Origin of the sequence: Nostoc sp. C110 (assembly GCF_043099725.1) — a bacterium.
GTDB lineage: Bacteria > Cyanobacteriota > Cyanobacteriia > Cyanobacteriales > Nostocaceae > Nostoc > Nostoc muscorum_A.
In genome coordinates this window covers 4,167,108-4,185,312 of record NZ_CP171148.1, presented here as the reverse complement: position 1 = coordinate 4,185,312, position 18,205 = coordinate 4,167,108, and the positions used below count along the sequence as shown (strand labels likewise).

Annotated in this window: 14 protein-coding genes; 6 read left to right on the top strand and 8 right to left on the bottom strand. The window is 38.4% G+C overall.

The window, feature by feature from the left end:
* Nucleotides 1–387: 387 nt before the first annotated feature.
* The 3 genes from ACFFRD_RS23360 to ACFFRD_RS23350 form a co-directional block, all read right to left on the bottom strand.
* On the bottom strand, nucleotides 388–1,707 hold the full coding sequence (locus ACFFRD_RS23360) for an MFS transporter (RefSeq protein WP_392477743.1): 1,320 nt from the start codon (nucleotides 1,705–1,707) through the stop codon (nucleotides 388–390).
* 542 nt (nucleotides 1,708–2,249) lie between these two features.
* The gene (locus ACFFRD_RS23355; RefSeq protein WP_392477741.1) at nucleotides 2,250–3,467 is read right to left on the bottom strand and encodes a transporter substrate-binding domain-containing protein; all 1,218 of its coding nucleotides are present in this window, start codon (nucleotides 3,465–3,467) and stop codon (nucleotides 2,250–2,252) included.
* Between the two features lie 137 nt (nucleotides 3,468–3,604).
* Nucleotides 3,605–5,095, bottom strand: a complete 1,491-nt coding sequence (locus tag ACFFRD_RS23350; protein ID WP_392477740.1) for an aldehyde dehydrogenase family protein — start codon at nucleotides 5,093–5,095, stop codon at nucleotides 3,605–3,607.
* A 549-nt stretch (nucleotides 5,096–5,644) separates the two neighbouring features.
* Here ACFFRD_RS23350 and ACFFRD_RS23345 point away from each other — a divergent pair.
* Nucleotides 5,645–5,854, top strand: a complete 210-nt coding sequence (locus tag ACFFRD_RS23345; RefSeq protein ID WP_392477738.1) for a hypothetical protein — start codon at nucleotides 5,645–5,647, stop codon at nucleotides 5,852–5,854.
* Between the two features lie 403 nt (nucleotides 5,855–6,257).
* Nucleotides 6,258–7,562: a glutamate-5-semialdehyde dehydrogenase gene (locus ACFFRD_RS23340; RefSeq protein WP_392477736.1), complete on the top strand. Its 1,305-nt coding sequence runs from the start codon at nucleotides 6,258–6,260 to the stop codon at nucleotides 7,560–7,562.
* 275 nt (nucleotides 7,563–7,837) lie between these two features.
* Here the strand turns inward: ACFFRD_RS23340 and ACFFRD_RS23335 are convergent, their stop codons facing one another.
* Together ACFFRD_RS23335 and ACFFRD_RS23330 are read right to left on the bottom strand one after the other, a co-directional pair.
* The gene (locus tag ACFFRD_RS23335; RefSeq protein WP_392477735.1) at nucleotides 7,838–8,635 is read right to left on the bottom strand and encodes a class I SAM-dependent methyltransferase; all 798 of its coding nucleotides are present in this window, start codon (nucleotides 8,633–8,635) and stop codon (nucleotides 7,838–7,840) included.
* Nucleotides 8,636–8,721: 86 nt separating this feature from the next.
* Nucleotides 8,722–10,137 carry an isochorismate synthase MenF gene (locus ACFFRD_RS23330; RefSeq protein WP_392477733.1) on the bottom strand — a complete coding sequence of 472 codons (1,416 nt, stop codon included), beginning with the start codon at nucleotides 10,135–10,137 and terminating at the stop codon, nucleotides 8,722–8,724.
* Between the two features lie 306 nt (nucleotides 10,138–10,443).
* Here ACFFRD_RS23330 and menA point away from each other — a divergent pair, with 306 nt between their 5' ends.
* From menA to ACFFRD_RS23315, 3 genes are read left to right on the top strand one after another with little or no spacing between them, the layout of a single operon-like run.
* Nucleotides 10,444–11,340, top strand: coding sequence for a 2-carboxy-1,4-naphthoquinone phytyltransferase (gene menA, locus ACFFRD_RS23325; protein WP_392477731.1), 897 nt, complete (start codon nucleotides 10,444–10,446; stop codon nucleotides 11,338–11,340).
* 13 nt (nucleotides 11,341–11,353) lie between these two features.
* On the top strand, nucleotides 11,354–12,370 hold the full coding sequence (locus ACFFRD_RS23320) for an o-succinylbenzoate synthase (protein ID WP_392477729.1): 1,017 nt from the start codon (nucleotides 11,354–11,356) through the stop codon (nucleotides 12,368–12,370).
* Nucleotides 12,355–13,740 (top strand): 2-succinylbenzoate--CoA ligase, encoded by a 1,386-nt coding sequence (locus tag ACFFRD_RS23315; RefSeq protein ID WP_392477727.1) that lies wholly within the window; start codon nucleotides 12,355–12,357, stop codon nucleotides 13,738–13,740. Before ACFFRD_RS23320 ends, ACFFRD_RS23315 begins: the two co-directional genes overlap by 16 nt.
* Here the strand turns inward: ACFFRD_RS23315 and ACFFRD_RS23310 are convergent.
* The 3 genes from ACFFRD_RS23310 to ACFFRD_RS23300 form a co-directional block, all read right to left on the bottom strand.
* Nucleotides 13,733–14,179 carry an acyl-CoA thioesterase gene (locus tag ACFFRD_RS23310; protein ID WP_392477725.1) on the bottom strand — a complete coding sequence of 149 codons (447 nt, stop codon included), beginning with the start codon at nucleotides 14,177–14,179 and terminating at the stop codon, nucleotides 13,733–13,735. The two genes, ACFFRD_RS23315 and ACFFRD_RS23310, sit on opposite strands and share 8 nt — an antisense overlap.
* A 180-nt stretch (nucleotides 14,180–14,359) precedes the next feature.
* Nucleotides 14,360–14,818 carry a type II toxin-antitoxin system VapC family toxin gene (locus ACFFRD_RS23305; protein WP_392477723.1) on the bottom strand — a complete coding sequence of 153 codons (459 nt, stop codon included), beginning with the start codon at nucleotides 14,816–14,818 and terminating at the stop codon, nucleotides 14,360–14,362.
* Complete coding sequence (locus ACFFRD_RS23300; RefSeq protein ID WP_094330234.1) at nucleotides 14,815–15,081, bottom strand: Arc family DNA-binding protein; 267 nt, start codon at nucleotides 15,079–15,081, stop codon at nucleotides 14,815–14,817. Before ACFFRD_RS23300 ends, ACFFRD_RS23305 begins: the two co-directional genes overlap by 4 nt.
* A gap of 243 nt (nucleotides 15,082–15,324) precedes the next feature.
* On the opposite strand from ACFFRD_RS23300, the gene ACFFRD_RS23295 reads away from it, so the two are divergent.
* Nucleotides 15,325–17,916: an HNH endonuclease family protein gene (locus ACFFRD_RS23295; RefSeq protein ID WP_392477722.1), complete on the top strand. Its 2,592-nt coding sequence runs from the start codon at nucleotides 15,325–15,327 to the stop codon at nucleotides 17,914–17,916.
* The last annotated feature ends 289 nt before the right edge of the window (nucleotides 17,917–18,205 follow it).

Sequence of the window (18,205 nt, the reverse complement as noted above, 5' to 3'; positions counted from 1 at the left end):
GAAGATGATTCTCCTGAAAGTCATATAGACATTCAGTCCTGGTATGATGCCTTCATCAGATGGCTGGCTGTTATACTTCTGTACTTGTAATCAGTCTGATAGCAGCTTTTCGGGGTTAAAGCACAGCTAAAACCACCGCTTACTTCTAGTTAAACCACTAAAATACGATAAGTCTATCGACTTGCAGTATTTTATGGATGTTAAATCAGACTTTCTCACAATCGGTAATGAAAATCAAGAGTTTTTACAAGAAATTTAGCAATAGCGTGAAAGCCTTATAGGAACATACGGACAGCGTTATCTTCTATGCTTGAGGCTGAGGATGAAACGCGACACGGTTGGTTTTGATGAAGTATTCAGAGGCGATCGCTGCTATCCAAACTACATTTAGCCTTTATTTGGCTGTGGAAGTAAGCCCAACTCTGCATAAATTGGATATAAAACCTTTCTTATTTTCGGTAGTTGTCTACTAAAGAAATATGCTCCTATAATGCAACAAATCCCGCCAAATAATAAAGCATTGGTAACACCAAGATGACCTGCTAATACCCCAAAAAATAAATTACCAAAAGGCAGGATTCCTAAAAAACCAGTTGTAAAGATGCTGGTTACTCTACCTCTTTTATCTTCATCAAGAAGAATTGATTGCATAAAGTTATTAAGAGAAGCCAGAGTGAGAGTATTATTCATACCTATAACAAACATAAATATTAGACAAACCTCTAAATTTGTTGACTGAGAAAATACGATTAAACCTAAACCGAGAATTGCGGCAGAACTTGCTATAATCCTTCCTAATCCGATGATATTTTTTCTGGAGATGAGATAAATACCTGAAACTATAGAACCAAGAGCCGAAGCTGTCATCAAAAAACCCATAGTTTCAGCATTCCCCTTCAAAACTTCTTGAGCAAAAATCGGGATTAAATTCACATGGGTCATCCCCATAAAGCAAATAACAATTTGTAAGATCAATAAATATTTAATGGGTAAAAAATCGTATGCATAAACAAAGCCTTCTTTAAGATTTTTCCAAATTTGGTGTTTTTGAGTTGACGAATTATTGATAATTGGGTTTACTTTGATAGTTAAAATTGCAGATACAAAGGGTAAATAGCTAATGCTGTCTACTAAAAAACAAGAAGCCGCACCAGATCGAGCAATCAGAAAACCTCCAATCATAGGACTAACAAACTTTGCTGTATTAATCAAGAATGAATGCGAAGCCATCGCACTATAAGTATCTGATTTTTGATCCAAAAGTCTGGGAATAATTACCTGTCGTGCTGGTAAATCGAAAGCTTTTACTATTCCCTGAAGCGTGCCAATAAAAATAATCCATGCAACATTGATGTTGTTGCTAAGAGTTAGAAAGGTCAGGGTAGAAGATAGCAAAATTGATACTAACTGAGTAGCTAGTAGAACATATCGTAAATTCCAGCGATCTAGTAATACTCCTACCAAAGGAGTAATAATCAAACCCATAGCTTGATTTGTAAATCCAGCCACACCAACTAATACAGCCGAATTAGTTAATTGATAAACTAGCCATACCAAAGCAATTTGAGTCATCCAAGACCCAAAAAAAGATAAACTTTCTCCGATAACAAAACAAGAAAAATTGACAGATTTAAGCGCAGGTGGAATTTCAAAATTAACAAATTTTAGTTTGTCTTTTTGGAAGTTTCCTCTATTACTTGGTAGCATGATTGTTTCCCTATTTTGTCAAAATAGACTTCAATGGCAAATATGAACTAGTGGTTTGTAGTCAGGGCTAAAGGCTTTGAAATTTAGTGATTTATCGCTCACTACAAACGTTTTGTAATTTTTTTAAAACTTACGCAAACAATAGTCAAAACCCTCATTCTCTGGTAATGGCAATTCATCTAGGAGCAGAGCGGCTACTCTACGAGTTCTCCAACGGAGTACCCGCAGGGTATTTTGCGTAAGCCCTATTTTTGACGAATAGCAGACTTACATATCACCAGCCCTAAAATAATATTAGAAAAGCTTAATGTTAGCAAGACATAAATTTTGTATGCTTAGTATTTAAGCAAAAAAATAGAGTTATGGTCAATACAGTTGTATTAAAAAATACTAGTAACGCGATGTGCAACTTATTCTTAGAACCCCACTTCCATTTCTCTCCCCGAAAGGTCGAGAGGCTTTGATTCTTGCTCCCCAACGCTGGGGGCTAGGTTTGAAAGAAAGTTGCACACGGCGCAATAAATCTAATTTTCTAGCAAAGTTTAAGAATTTTTAGGATCGAACCACTTATCATATAGCGATTGATAAGTGCCATTTTCTTTAAGATTCAGCAGAGCCTGATTAATTGGTTTGCGGTAGGGACTGTTATTAGGCAGAATAATTCCGTAGCTTTCTTCACGCAAGATACTGCCAACAATCTCTACCTTCCCTTTGCCTTCATTGGCAGCATAAAAGAGGAGTACAGGTGCATCAAACACCACAGCATCAGCTTTTTTTGTTTGCAGAGCTTTGTAAGCTTCCTCAATTTTGGGGACTTCTAAAACTGAAATATGATGTTCTCGCAAGAATGTCGCCGCTGTGCTTCCCGCAGTTGTAGCCACTACCTTGCCAGGTAAATCGTCTATACTCCTGATATCGCCCTGAAGTTGCTGCACTGTTAATGAAGTAGTCGCACTGGCTGTAAAGTAGGCGACAAAAAGGACTCCGATAAACATCCAGACTATAGCTATAAAACGTCCCAGCACTCCCTTGGGCATTTCATCGGCTTGAGTCGCTAATGTGGCTGCTGCCCACCAACAAGCTTTAAAAATACCAGGAAAGTATGATTCAGAAATCATCCCTTCTTTGTGATTGCGCTCGGATAGCCAAATAATGTGGGCAGCTACGACAATTAGCACTAGGGCAATGCCTATTACCTGCAAGAGGCTAGTAGAGAAAAACAATTGCAAAATATTTGGAAAAGCACTGTTTTTACTCTCTAGGTTGCGTACCATAATTTGCAGCCCACCAGCAAAAATGGGTAATGAGAAATCAAAATTTTGCTCGCGTTCGGCTGTAATCGAGATAGCTGCAATTCCCAAGTTGACTTTGTTGTCCTTAATAGCAGAAATCACTTCTGGCACACTGGAATATTCAATAAATTTAGACTCTATACCTATTTGGGTAGCGATGCTGCGCCAAAGATCGATACTGAATCCTGATAGCTCACCTTTGTTTGATAGCACAAAGGGCGGTATAACTCGTGTAGCTACTAATAACGGTTGTTGGAGTTTTAGGGATTGTTGGGGTTGCGGTTTTTGGGCCAGTCCTGGGGATGCGATTAACAACAATGCCAAAATTGCACTTACTAATCCTATGCAGGTATACAGCGCTATGGAACGCCTAGTTTTGTTTTTGTGGTTATGTCTGTCAAAATAACCAATCTGGCTTTTTCTTCCAGTTATAAGTTGGCGAAATTTAGTAGCGATCGCATTTATCATCAGAATTATCTTGAGGTTGTATGCAAAGCATATTTATGATGCCCACCCCAGATCAAATATCACATTCATCATCCCCCTAAAACAGATTTTTTTAAATTTAGGGGGATGAATATGGCTAAAGCTAAATTCAAGTCGTACTACAATTTGATGGTAACGGTCTTAACTTCGGTATATTGCTGCAAGCCATATTCGCCTAGTTCTCGCCCAATACCAGATTGCTTAAATCCACCAAAGGGTGCAGCAGCATCAAATACGTCGTAGCAATTTACCCATACAGTACCAGCCCGGAGATTGTTAGCGATCGCATGGGCTTTGGTGATATCCTGAGTCCACACTGCGGCGGCAAGCCCGTACATGGTGGCATTCGCCCGTTGAATGACTTCATCAATATCTTTGAACTTGATGATGCTCATCACTGGCCCAAAAATTTCCTCTTGGGCAATCTTCATGTCATCGCGGACACCAGCAAAGACTGTGGGTGCAATAAAATAACCTTTGTCGCCAACTTGATTACCACCACATAGCATCTCGGCCCCTTCGCGAATTCCAGATTCGATATAGCTCATTACTCGATCGAATTGGTCTTTGTCTACCTGCGGCCCTTGTTCTGTTTTGGCATCGAAAGGATTACCGACAACCCGCGCTCTTGCTCTTTCTACAGTTCTAGCAACGAACTCGTCATAACATTTTTCTTCGACAAACAGCCGCGAACCAGCACAGCAGCATTGCCCTTGGTTAAAGAATATGGCATCGTGGGAACCTGCGATCGCTGCATCCATATTTGCATCAGCAAAAACGATGTTGGGACTCTTACCACCCAATTCCAAGGTGACACGCTTCAGGTTACTTTTGGCGGCAGCTTCCATAATTAGATGACCGACTTCAGTGGAACCAGTAAAGGCCACTTTGTCAATATCTCTATGATTTGCGATCGCAGCCCCGGCGGTTGGGCCGTATCCTGATAAGATGTTCACCACACCGGGCGGAAAACCAGCCTCAATAATCAACTCGCCTACCCGCAGCGCTGATAATGGTGTTTGTTCTGCTGTTTTGAGAACTACTGTATTACCAGTTGCTAAAGCTGGTGCTAATTTCCAAGCCTGCATTAACAGGGGAAAATTCCACGGGATAATTTGACCAACGACACCCACAGGTTCATGGCGAGTGTAGCAGAAGTATGGCCCGTTAATCGGAATAGTTTTACCTTGTACTTTGTCAGCCCAACCTGCATAGTAACGGTAGCAGGCAATGACTAAACTCAAGTCACCGAATGAATCTTGTAATGGCTTACCGTTGTCGAGAGTTTCTAGCCGCGCCAACTCATCGATATTCTGCTCAATTAAATCAGCTAACTTGTAAAGTAACTCGCCGCGACGGGCGGCAGATATCTTTCTCCATTCTCCATTAGTGAAAGCGTTGCGGGCTGCTTGTACTGCTTTATCTACATCTGGGGCATCTGCTTCTGAGACTTCACAGATTACCTCACCTGTAGTTGGGTTGATTGTTTCAAATCGGCGTAGGCGTAGCCCGTCGTAGACATCGCTGACACTATTTACCCATTCATTATTAATCAGCAGCCGAGTTTGACCAATTTTGACCTGTTCTCCTGGTACTGTTGCTGTAACCATCAGGCCCTCCTCAAGCTATAAAACAATTTGCTTTAATCTACCTATTATGTTTCTAGCTGTACAGCACCCTAGGTAGATTTGTTTATTAGCCGCCTATTCTAGCATAGTAGTAAGAGGTTGAGATCATTACATTGTGTTTTTGTTTTATTCACTGATTTAACTTGCCTTGGCAAGACAAACCTCTATCTTTTGAGTAATAGTTTTGAGTTCCGCTTTGAGCGTACAGTTGGAATCACACTTGCTTGATTTTTCTCTCACGTGCGCTTTTTAGCCTTAGCAAAGTGAGCAACGTGGATGTAGACGATTTTAGTCGGCAAATAGAGATATTGCGCTCACGGGTGATGAAATTATTGCAAAGCACTGCAAGTGAGCGGTATTCGCAACAAGAGCTAACAACAGAAGCTTTTGCAGAACTTCAAATCGCCTTAGAAGAAATGAGAATTGCCTCTGAGGAACTACAAGCAACACGAATCGCAGTAGAGAAGGAGCGTCAGCGCTATCAACAATTATTTGATTTTGCGCCTGATGCTTACTTGGTAACTGATACTTATGGGTTATTCGCTGATTCGCCAAGTTCGCGCGCAAGAAGCCCTTCGTGGAGAGAAGATTCTGGCTGTAGCACTGACGGCTTATGCTAGAGATGAAGAACGCAACCTGGCTCTGGAAGCTGGATTTGAAGTTCATCTATCTAAGCCCATCGAGCCAGATAAGTTGGTGAAAGTAGTGGCGAACCTAGTTAAAAGTGGCAAAGAAGTTTAACGCACAAGTCTGAAAGTTGTTTAATCAGCCATTGTGTGGGCGTAGCTACTTGTAAAGATCACTGAAGTAGCAAAGGCGAAAGCATAGCCAGCAGTATAAATTGTCTACTAAAGTAAAAGACCAGAGAAACATAAATGTCTCTCTAGCCTATGGTACGCATAAATCATATTTAAAGCTTTCAAATAATGCCTGTAATAATACTTAAGATATTTATATAACCGCGAAGTTGTTACTTTTGCCGTCTCTGTGTTTCATATTTACAGAATAAGTTTTTTGAACCAGGTTTTGCTTCACCCGATCAGAGTAATTATTGATTACCCAGATGGTTCACCCGATTGGGGGAAGACGATAAGCAACGATCAACTCAGATTGATAAGATGAAGAAAAAGTAAAAATTTTTGCTATGACTATTTTTGATATTGCTTCTCCCCTAATTGCGATCGCCCAAAAAACCCGCAAAGCTGCAAGTAAACTGGCGATTCTCTCCACTGAGGCAAAAAATCAAGCAATTATTGCGATCGCGCAAGCTTTAGAATCAGCTAAAGATGAAATTTTACAAGCAAATGTTGCCGATTGTAAAGCTGCTGATGCTGAAGGAATTCCCAAACCCCTTTATAAGCGCTTGCAGTTGGATGAACATAAATTAAGAGATGCGATCGCTGGGGTACAAGATGTCGGTAAGCTAGATGATCCTATTGGTAAAGTCCAGATTCACCGCGAACTTGACACTGGCTTAATTCTCAAACGAATTACTTGTCCTTTAGGTGTTTTGGGGATTATTTTTGAAGCACGTCCAGAGGCGGCGATTCAAATTGCTTCCTTAGCAATAAAATCTGGAAATGGGGTAATTCTCAAATGTGGAAAGGAAGCGGTGCGTTCTTGTGAAGCAATAGTCAAGGCAATTAAACAAGGATTATCACAAACTGCTGTTAACCCAGATGCGGTACAGTTGCTGACAACTAGAGAAGAAACTTTAGAACTTTTAAAATTAGATAAATATGTGGATTTAATTATCCCTAGAGGTTCTAATTCATTTGTCAAATTTGTACAGGAAAATACTCGTATTCCGGTACTAGGTCACGCAGATGGGATTTGTCATCTTTATATAGATAAAGCTGCTGATATTTCTAAAGCAGTTCCGATTACTGTCGATGCCAAAGCCCAATATCCTGCTGTTTGTAATGCCATTGAAACTTTGCTAGTTCACCAATCAATTGCTAGAGAATTTTTACCAAAGGTTGCCGAGGCTTTGCAAGAACGCCACGTAGAATTGAGAGGTGATAAACGCACCTTGAAAATTTTACCTAACATTGTAGCTGCAACAGAAACCGACTGGGAAACAGAATATAGCGATTATATTTTGTCGATCAAGATTGTTGACTCTATAGAAGATGCGATCGCTCATATTAACGAATATGGTTCTCGTCATACCGATGCGATTATTACTGAAGATTCAACATCTGTTGAAACTTTCTTTGGACTAGTAAATTCAGCCAACATATTCCACAATTGTTCTACCCGCTTTGCTGATGGCTTCCGCTATGGTTTCGGCGCAGAAGTAGGGATTAGTACGCAACAAATGCCTCCCCGCGGCCCCGTTGGTTTAGAAGGATTGGTGACATATAAATATCAAATGGTTGGCGATGGTCATATTGTAGCTACTTACACTGGCGCGAATGCTAAGGCTTTTACTCATCAGGATTTTTAGATGAGTTTTTAATGCAATAAGTGCAAAAACAAATCATTTGTATTTGGCGAGTTTGAAGTACTATTAAAGCCTTCTTTCTGCAAAGAAAGAGGCTTTCTATATATAGCGGTTCTCGAATGTAAGCAATATACTTTCACCTCTCTCCAAACCTCTCTCCTAAAAGGAGAGAGGCTTTGAATTTTACTCCCCTTACCTTGTAGGGAAGGGGCTGGGGGTTAGGTCTGTATTGCACTCAACTGAGAAGCGCTATAAATAATTCCACTAATTTTTCATGATTATCGGTAAAAACACAACAATTGTGTAGCATCAAGTGGATTGTTATACAGGCAATCAAAGCGAGTAAAATTGTATTTTTGTGAAATCTCATCAAAAGTTTTTTGAGTTTCAGGAAAATCACTTGAAGAAATATGATTTGATAACATTAAATACTCTTGGGAAGTAATTAAAGACCAGTCTTTTTGTACATTATCTAAGTAACATCTAAGATATGTTTCTCGATCTTCTCCTTCTTTACGAACAACATCAATGAGAATAAAAACACCGTTAGATGTGAGGAGATGCTTAAGCTGACTAATAATCGAGTCCTTTTCTTGAAGGCTTAAATGATGGAGAACAAAAGAGCTTAAAATTACATCGAAGCTATTTTGCTGACTTGACATCAATTCAGGAACAAATTGGGAAATATTTCCTTGGGTAAAGGTTGTGTCGCATTGAATTTTTGCCATGTTATCCTTAGCAATCTCTAGCGCAGGTATAGATAAGTCTATCCCTTGGTAGGAAGTAATCGTGCTATTTAACAAAGCTTGAGAAGTAAAGCTAGCATCGCCGCATCCCAAATCAAGCATCTTAAAGGGTTGTTGAAAGTGTCCAAGGAGCAACTCGCGCAGTGTAGAGTAAATTTCACGGTGTCCCATGTAATTGTTATCGAGTATTTTTTGGTAAAGTTTCCACTGCTCGTTAAAAAACTCTTGAGGCGGGAAAAGTTCTTCTTCGCTACTTTTAGAAAGCTTTATATCTAACATTTTACTTATTTCCTTAGCATTTATAGTTGATAGGGTTTCGTAAAAAACCACAATATTTTCATATTATCCACTAAGTTGCTATCTAGTACGTTGTTGCTCATAGCATTTTCTAGGTCAACGACTGAAGAACCTTAACTTTAAACTAATGCTTTGAGTAACGCCTGAAGCTTAAGTTGCACCTCTGCAAATTCTTTGTCAGGATCGGAGCCAGCGACGATACCAGCACCAGCATACAATCTTGCGCGATCGCCATCGATCAATGCTGAACGAATTCCCACAATAAACTCACAGTTCCCCTGAGAATCTATCCAACCTAAAGGTGCAGCATATAAACCCCTCTCAAAGCTTTCGTAACGACGAATTTCAGCACAAGCTACATCTTGTGATGCACCCGCAACGGCTGGCGTAGGATGCAATTGTCCGACAATCTTTAATGGATGGATGTTAGTAGGAACTATCGCACTTATAGGTGTCCATAAATGCTGGATATTAGATAATTGTCGTAGCCGTGGTGCTAATATTTGAGGTGATAAATCTAGCTCAGATAGACGTTGAGTTATAAAATTAAGTACTAGTGAATGTTCATGCTTTTCTTTTTCACTATTTAGTAAGCGATTGGCATTAGCTGCATCTTCAGCAGGGGTTTTACCTCGTGGTGCAGAACCAGCTAAAGCATCAGTTATTAACTGTTGATTATTAATACTAATTAATCTTTCTGGACTTGCACCAATAAAATTCTGTCCTTTACCATTACTTGTAGAAAAAATATAACAATTGGGATGATTTTGTCTAAGATTATTTAAGGATTTAACTAGGCTAAACTGGTTGCTTGACTTTACATCTAATATATCTGCTAATACAATTTTGCTTAAATGACTAGACCGAATTTTTTCTAAAGCAGATACTACTGAACGTTTAAATTGAGTAGCATTCGTGACAGATTTCTTATATAAGGTTGCTGGGAAGCAATCAATATTAGCAGAGTAATATTCTAAAGATTGGATAAATTCAATTTTATTTTGCAGATTCTCCAACAACCTTTGGATATTTGCATTTTCATTAATAATTATATTTGTTACTAATATACAACGCTGATTTTTCACAGCTACTTGCCAACGTGGAAGAAAAATGGTAGCAGATGGAAATGGATAATCCACTTGGGCGTTTTTATCAAAAAAGCTGAAATAAGAAAAAAAGTGAGGCCCAGAAAAAGGTTGATTAGCGTTACCAAAATTAATTATATTTTTTAGACAAGATTTGATAAAATATTCGGCTTGAGTAAAACGATCTGCACCATCAATCTGTAATTTTGCTACAGAATCAATTGCTGCGATCGCTTCCCCTTTAGCTCTGTCCTCAAAGTAAAAATTTATTTCATTTGCTTGTGTAAGTTGATCCAATACAAGTAAAGGATCAACTAAATGGATCTCTTGAGAGATACTGACAATTTGCTTGCCATTATTTTGGAGGCACTTTTCTTGGACTGATAGCAGAAATTGATATAAATCTTTGCGCTCTACAAACAAGTTGCTACGACATGGTGAAACTGTCATGGATCTATAGTAAATTTTTTTTAAGTTAACTTCCTAAAGTGTAATTAATCGTGGTCGTATTTTTACAGGTAACATATTAAGTTGCCATTTCACCAGCGTAGGATTTGCTTTGTTTATGGTGTTCCTAGACCATGATAAGACAGTTTCAGCCTAAGACTGCAATGTGAGAGTGAGTGTTAACAACACAAGGCTAACAACCCATAGTAAAAGTGACAATTGTTTGTATATCACTCATCTCTAGCGTCTCTTTAAATCATAAAATCTAAAGTGTGAGTAATATTCTGGTAATTTAATTAATCACAACTGATGACTACCAAGCAAATTTTATATCCCAACACTAAGTTATGGATGGCAGCGATTAAACCGCCAATGTACAGCGTTGCCATTATGCCCATTTGGGTAGGAACAGCAGTCGCATTTGCTGAAACTAAAATGTTTAATGGTGCAGTATTTTCTACTTTTGTAGCTGCGGCAATTTTAATTCTTGCCTGGGAAAATATCAGTAATGATGTCTTTGATTCCGAAACAGGTATCGATCAAAATAAGCACCATTCACTGGTGAATTTAACTAGCAATAAGCCATTAATATTTTGGATAGGAAATTTGTGTTTAGGTTTGGGGTTGCTGGGCATACTAGCGATCGCCTTTTGGCAACATGACCTAACTGTCATCGCCATCATTCTACTATGCTGTGGTTTGGGATATATGTATCAAGGGCCTCCCTTTCGCTTAGGATATCAGGGTTTAGGCGAGATTCTTTGCTTTTTTGCCTTTGGCCCCTTAGCAGTGGAGGCAGCCTATTACAGCCAAACGCAAACTTGGTCAATGACAAGTTTAGCAGTTTCAGTGATTGTTGGGATTGCCACAACCTTAATTTTGTTTTGCTCACACTTTCACCAAGTTAAGGATGACATAGCCGCAGGTAAGCGATCGCCTATCGTCCGTCTCGGAACCCAAAAAGGGGCCCAACTCTTAGTTTGGTTCACTGCTAGCATTTATCCCCTCACCTTGCTATTTGTGCTATTAGGAATTTCTCCAGCTTGGACATTACTGAGTTGGGTAAGTTTACCCTTCGCTGTCAAATTATGTCGCCACGTCCAAGAAAATCACAACCAGCCGGACAAAGTTAGTAACTGTAAATTCATCGCCGTAGCTGTGCATTTCTGGGCTTGCTTGCTGTTCGGCTTGGGATTTATGCTTTAGCAATTACTAATTGATGCGTTATCAATTTAAATTTCGTCCTTATCAGCGAAGATTTTTGCGATCGCTTACCACCAATCACGGTAAGTGGGATATTCGTGAAAGTATTATTCTCCGTCTCACCGATGAATCAGATCAACTCGGTTGGGGAGAAATCGCCCCCATTAGCTGGTTTGGTTCCGAAACCCTAGAACAAGCCTTAGATTTTTGTCGCCAACTCCCAGAAGAAATCACAGACGAGATAATTTTCTCTATTCCAGATAAGTTACCTGCTTGTCAATTTGGCTTTGAGTCAGCATTAGAGTGGGGGAGCAGGGGAGCAGAGGAGCAGAGGAGCAGGGGAGCAGAGGAGAAGAATTTAAATTTATCCTCGGCACTTCACTCCTTGCGCTATAGCGGCTTATTACCATCTGGGAAAGCGGCTTTAAATCAATGGCAAACGCTATGGCAGCAGGGATATCGCACATTTAAGTGGAAAATTGGTGTGAATGCGATCGCTGATGAACTAAAAATTTTTGAGTCACTGATACACACCTTACCAGCCTTTACCAAACTGCGGTTAGATGCCAACGGTGGACTCAGCTATGAAGAAGCTAACTTATGGCTGCGGACTTGCGACAATCTCAAGGCAAATCCAGAACTACCCATAGAAATTGAATTTATCGAACAACCGCTACCTGTTGAGCAATTTCAGCAGATGTTGGAATTGAGTACGAGTTATGAGACTGCGATCGCTTTAGATGAATCTGTCGCCACACTTGGGCAACTCGCCGCCTGCCATCAACAAGGTTGGCGAGGAATTTTTGTCATCAAGCCTGCGATCGTTGGCTCGCCATCTCGTTTGAGAAAGTTTTGCCACCAGTATCAAATTGATACTGTATTTTCGTCAGTATTTGAAACTGCGATCGCTAGACTTGCAGCACTCCAACTAGCAGCCGAATTATCCCAAAACGATAGGGCAGTTGGTTTTGGTATCGACCATTTTTTTGAACAAGAAGAAACGTGGTTTCAAAGTTTATGGAACGACCTTTAGACTGTCTTAATAACCTAACTCAGAATGATTGGCTTATCGGTTATGACAGCCGTCAATTTAATCAAATAGCTCAAGAATTATATTTAGAACTAACACAACTCTCAGCGTGTGGAACACTACCAAAAATCATCTTAGCCGAACGCGAACCATTAAAGTTTCTAGCAAGTTTTATTGCCGCTTGTGCAGCTAATTGTCCAGTTTTTCTTTGTAACCCCGACTGGGGAACACAAGAATGGCAACAAGTCTTTGATTTAGTACAGCCAAATATTATTTGGGGAGAACTTCTACACACTCCCACTTACCCAGTCCCGCAGTCCCCAGTCCCCAGCCCCCAGTCCCCATTCATAATGATTCCCACAGGTGGTTCATCAGGACAAATTAAATTTGCCATTCATACTTGGGAAACTCTCGTCTCATCGGTACAAGGATTTACAGAATACTTTCAAATCAAACAAGTAAATTCATTTTGCGTGTTACCGCTATATCACGTTAGCGGTTTAATGCAATTTATGCGCTCTTTCACCACCGCAGGCAAACTGGCTATTCAACCATTTAAATCCGTAGAATCCGGTCAAATATTAAATATTAAACAATCAAAATTTTTTATATCTTTAGTACCAACACAGTTACAACGCCTCCTGCAAAATCCAGAATTAACTGAATGGCTATCCCAATTTAATACAGTACTTTTGGGAGGTGCGCCAGCATGGAACGAACTACTAGAAAAAGCCAGATTTCACCACATCCGGTTAGCACCTACCTATGGTATGACAGAAACCGCCTCTCAAATTGCCACCCTCAAACCGGATGATTTTCTCGGCGGTAAAATTAGCAGTGGTCAAATTCTTCCCCATGCAAAAGTAACTATTCGCAATCAGCAAGGCGAGATTTTAAATTTCAATCAAATCGGCAATATTACCATTCATGCTCAATCTTTAGCCCTTGGTTACTATCCTAAAACCAGAGAAAATCAAACTGATTTCCAAGTAGATGATTTAGGCTTTTTAGACGAACAAGGACATTTAAATATAATCGGACGTAACAGCGACAAAATTATTACAGGTGGAGAAAATATTTATCCAGCAGAAATTGAATCAGCTATACAATCAACTCAAATGGTTGCCGATATTTGTGTCATTGGCATTCCAGATAAACACTGGGGACAAGCCTTAACAGCGATTTACATTCCCAAAAAACCAGATACCTCTGCCTTAAAAATCCAAATCTTACTTAAAAACAAACTCAGCAAATTTAAAATCCCTAAATATTGGATTCCCCAGCAAAACTTACCCCGCAACTCCCAAGGTAAAATTAACCGCCAACAGTTACAGCAAATAGCCACAGAATTCCTCCAAAATCCCATCACATAATCTCTCTCGACTTTCTTCTCTCTGCGCCCTCAGCGTCTCTGCGGTTAGTTTCCAACCATTCGACTATCTCTTCGGGTAATTCCTGCTTACTTCTACTACTTACATCAATACAAACATGACGAGTAATAGCCTTAGCAACTACCACCTCACCCACTGTAATTTCGTAAGTAATTTCAAACTTATCAACACCTATTTTTTGCGGAATTAAACTAATCAACAACTTGTCCCCAACAAACATAGGGCGCAAAAAATCAACACTAGCATGAACAATGGGAAACCCCACAGACGGATTAGTAAAAAAATCTTTGAGATTAATACTTGATGCTTCTAAAGATTCTTCATAAACTTCATGGCAAATACCCAAAACATTAGCAAAATAAACTACCCCAGCAGCATCAGTATCTTGAAAGCGAACCGTGCGTTTATAAGTAAAAGGCATTTTTGACAATTGAATATTAAAAAACAGCAGGTTTATCCCCTGCTTTACAAACTAATTTTATTGCAACTAAGATAAGTCAGTGATAAAAATTTAATTTCCCCAATTCTGAGTTAGTATCGATTTGTTTAGCCTCATTCAATGCTTTGGGGTTGAATATATGGTGAGAAAAGGCGATCGCTTCTACATTGACTCTAACGGCGGAACCTCAAAGTCATTAAACGAAGAAACATTGTAAGACGAAGCGGCTAGGGCTTTCACCAGCTTACCGTCAAGAGTCAGCAAAGTAGCACCTACCTGCTGTGAAAGTGCAACATAAGAGCCATCGTAGGCGGAGATTCCATAATTTAATGCGATCGCAACTGCATCCGCCATCAAATCAGCCGTGGAGACAACACGCAAAGGGAAAGCTTTCAGACTAGCTAAATTCCCCTGAATCAGAGAAACATCGTAACTACCTGCACGAGCATACTTCCACAAAACGTTTGCACACTCAATGTAAAACAGGTCAGGTACAAAGATTTCTGTCTGGGGATAGGCAAGGTGAGCAAACAGTTGATTAACCTTAGCTGTTAGCGGATCAGGAATAAATTGCTTAACGGACACACTGGCATCCACGACGCACCTAAGAGGAATTGTCATCTGTCCCGATCTTCTCTAATCATGGCAGTGCTGTCAGGCCATTCGATATCAGTTGGTAGCTTTTCACGACGAAGACGGATTTCCTCTAGAAGTTTTGGGACATTCTTTCGTCTTTCTTCTTCTGTTTGCTGTGCTTCAGTTTTTAAAGCCTGTTCTAACAGAGTTATAACTTGGGCGTTAATTGAACGGTGTTCAGATGCGGCTAACTCTTGCAGTTTTGCGTACAAATCATCGGGTAAATTTCTTACATAAAGGGTAGCCATCGCTTTACCTCAAAGTAGAATTTATCAAAATGATAGCATAATGCAAGCAAAGGGTGAAGGGAGCGATCGCTTTTACTATACCCACTAAGAAGAACCATCATTTGTTACAGTTTTCAATAAAATAATGATACACTGCTCCATAGCTTATACATATACTGATATATGGTCATATCAGTAAAAAGTTAAATAGGCTTTCTATAGCTGAATTTAAAAATACGTTTTACGAGGTAACTATTCGAATACATGGATGACATATTTTTGAAGCAAGCTGATTTTGAAAGAATTTTTTCATCTCACTTAAAAATTAGTACATATTCGCAAAGTATAGAAAGCTTGTTTAGAGAAAGAAACTTAAATAAAATTAAATATGACCCCTACTACCAGAGAAACTATGTTTGGACTCCTGAGAAAGCAACATTTTTTATAGAGAGTATTTTACTTGGAACAGAAATACCACCAATAATACTATTTGATAGCGGAAATACAAAAGAAGTAATCGATGGGAGACAAAGATTTGAAACAATTCTGCGTTTTCTTAAAAAAGACTTAAAGCTGACTGAGAAAGGTTTATATGAGCTAAAAGAACTAAGAAAAAAATCATTTCAAGATTTGAGTATTCAAATTCAAGACCTGTTTTTTGATTCTAAGCTTAGAGTTTTTGAATTTGCAGTAGTTAATGAACCTAAACTTGATAGCGATTTAGAAGATAAGATTAAGAAAGAAATATTTTCACGATATAATTCTGGGATTACACCTTTGAAGAAGGCAGAGATTGATAATGCTGCATATCTAAATGACCCTGTAACTAAATGTTTTAAGGACTTGCTAATTAATGACGTAGTGCTAGCTGAGAAAACATATCAGCTTTTTTTAAAACATACTAAAACAGAAGATAATATTAAATTTAAAGTTCAAAAGATTCTAACTTTTGTGCGTAAACAGCTAATCCTTAGTATGCTTCCCATTAGAAGTTATGCATCTAGCCAATCAAGAACCGAAACTATTGATAAGCTTTATGAATTGATAGCTTTAACTTCTGATCCTAAAGATTTATGCACCAAACTTATCAAGAGATTTGAGTTGGTTGAGAAAGTAAATTCAACTTTAGAATCAAGGGCAATAAGGTCTAATAGGTTAGTTTGTGAATGTCTTTTATGGGCATTTTCAGTGTTAGAAAAAGAGAAGGTTTCTAGAAGTAATTTTGAAAGTGTTTCTCTATCTATTGAATTCTCAAATTATATAGCAAAAAATATAGCTATTTTTGCTCAAGAAGGTTCACATTTTTATGCTCCTACTCTTGAGAGATATCAAACTATAGCAAATTTCTTTAGCAAGAAACTAAATACTAATTTTAATAACTACTTAGGTGGTGGCAAACCCAAAATTAACGCTTCTAGTCAAGATGACACCTTAGTTAAGGTAAGCCAATTGGAAACATTAAGAACAACAAAGCCAGATCCCCAAAGAGTAACTATTGACGGTTTTCTGTCAAGAATAAGGAAGAAAAGACTACTTCTACGCCCACCTTACCAACGCTCGGAAGTTATTAGTATTCCAAAAGCATCTGCTTTAATAGAGAGTATTTTGCTTGGCATACAGCTACCGCCAATATTTATCTTTAGTCGAAGTGATGGAGTATGGGAAGTTATTGATGGACAGCAAAGACTACTTTCAATTCTTGCATTTACCGGAGGATCTTATATTGATGAAGAAGGCAATGAACAAAAATCAAAAAATGATAAGTTTCCGTTGAGGCAATTAAGAATACTTAAAGATTTAGAAAAATGCAAATTTGATACTTTTGACGTAAATCTGCAAGATAGAATTTATGATTTCCCACTCCTAGTAGTAGAAATTGAAGAGAGGATTAACACTCAATTTCAACCTGTGGATTTATTTATTAGACTTAATAATAAACCATTTCCAATCTTAGAAAATTCCTTTGAAATGTGGAATGCTTGGGTTAAGAAGGACTTGATTGATGATATCAAAAAGAACGCTGGAAAGCATAAAAGCTGGTTCTATATTACTATCGCACGCAATAAAAATGATTATGGCGATAGAATGCAAAATGAAGAATTATATACATTATTAGTTTATCTAGACTACCATAAGACAAGCGGTAAAGGTAAGTCCACTGGTGTACTTAATATACATATCAAAAATAATTCTGTAAATGCGAGAATTAAAGATAAGAGAGATGTGACAAAATTACTTCATAGTGCATCTACGAATGTAGACTCTTTGCGTTCGTTTCGAGAAAGTATTAAACATGTAGAAAGCTTCATCAAAAACCTAAGATTGATTCTCCTTGACAAAGATATTGATGATGGTGATGTTAATGATTTTTTGAGGGAGGAGTTAAATTCTATCTTTGATGCTGGCAGAAATTTACCAGTTCTTGTCAGAAGATTTCAGGACTTCTACATGCTTTGGCACATTTTATCTGACTTGAATTACGAAATGGCTAAGTTTCATAGAGAGGAAATAAAAAAGAAATTAAAAGAGCTTTTTCTCTATATGAAAAAACCTAGTAATGCTGATTTAGATATAATTATGAAAGGCTTTAATGAAAGGCTAGAAATTATCAAAAGTGATTTTAAGAGAGAGGATAGAAGACTTCGTTTGACAGAGGAAGAAAAAAGGTTATTGATTAAGAGTCAGGGAAATAAGTGTGCCTTGACAGGTGCAGGAATATACTATGGCGATGAGTTACACTATGATCACATCAAACCATTAGCAGTTGGTGGTTCTGACACTATTGATAATATTCAGGCAACTCATCCAGATGCAAATAGAAAGAAGGGTGCTTATTTCTCTTCTGATTCAATATAATGCATATCTACATAATGCATCTCTACGAATTTATTGGTGTATTACTGTTTCATTACACTAAATTTCAAGCCAATTTGCCATCATAAAATTGTTTTTGCGGTCTTAGGAACTACCCACTTGGAAAAATTTAAGGCTTACTGACCCATTACAAAAGCTTATTAAGCTTACTATGTATGTTTTGTAATGGTTTTGAGATGAACTCAAATTTGATAAAGAAATCAAAGCCACTCTACAGTAAAAAATAGCCAAAAATACTCAATCAACTTTCATCTCAAAAAACCTAATAGTT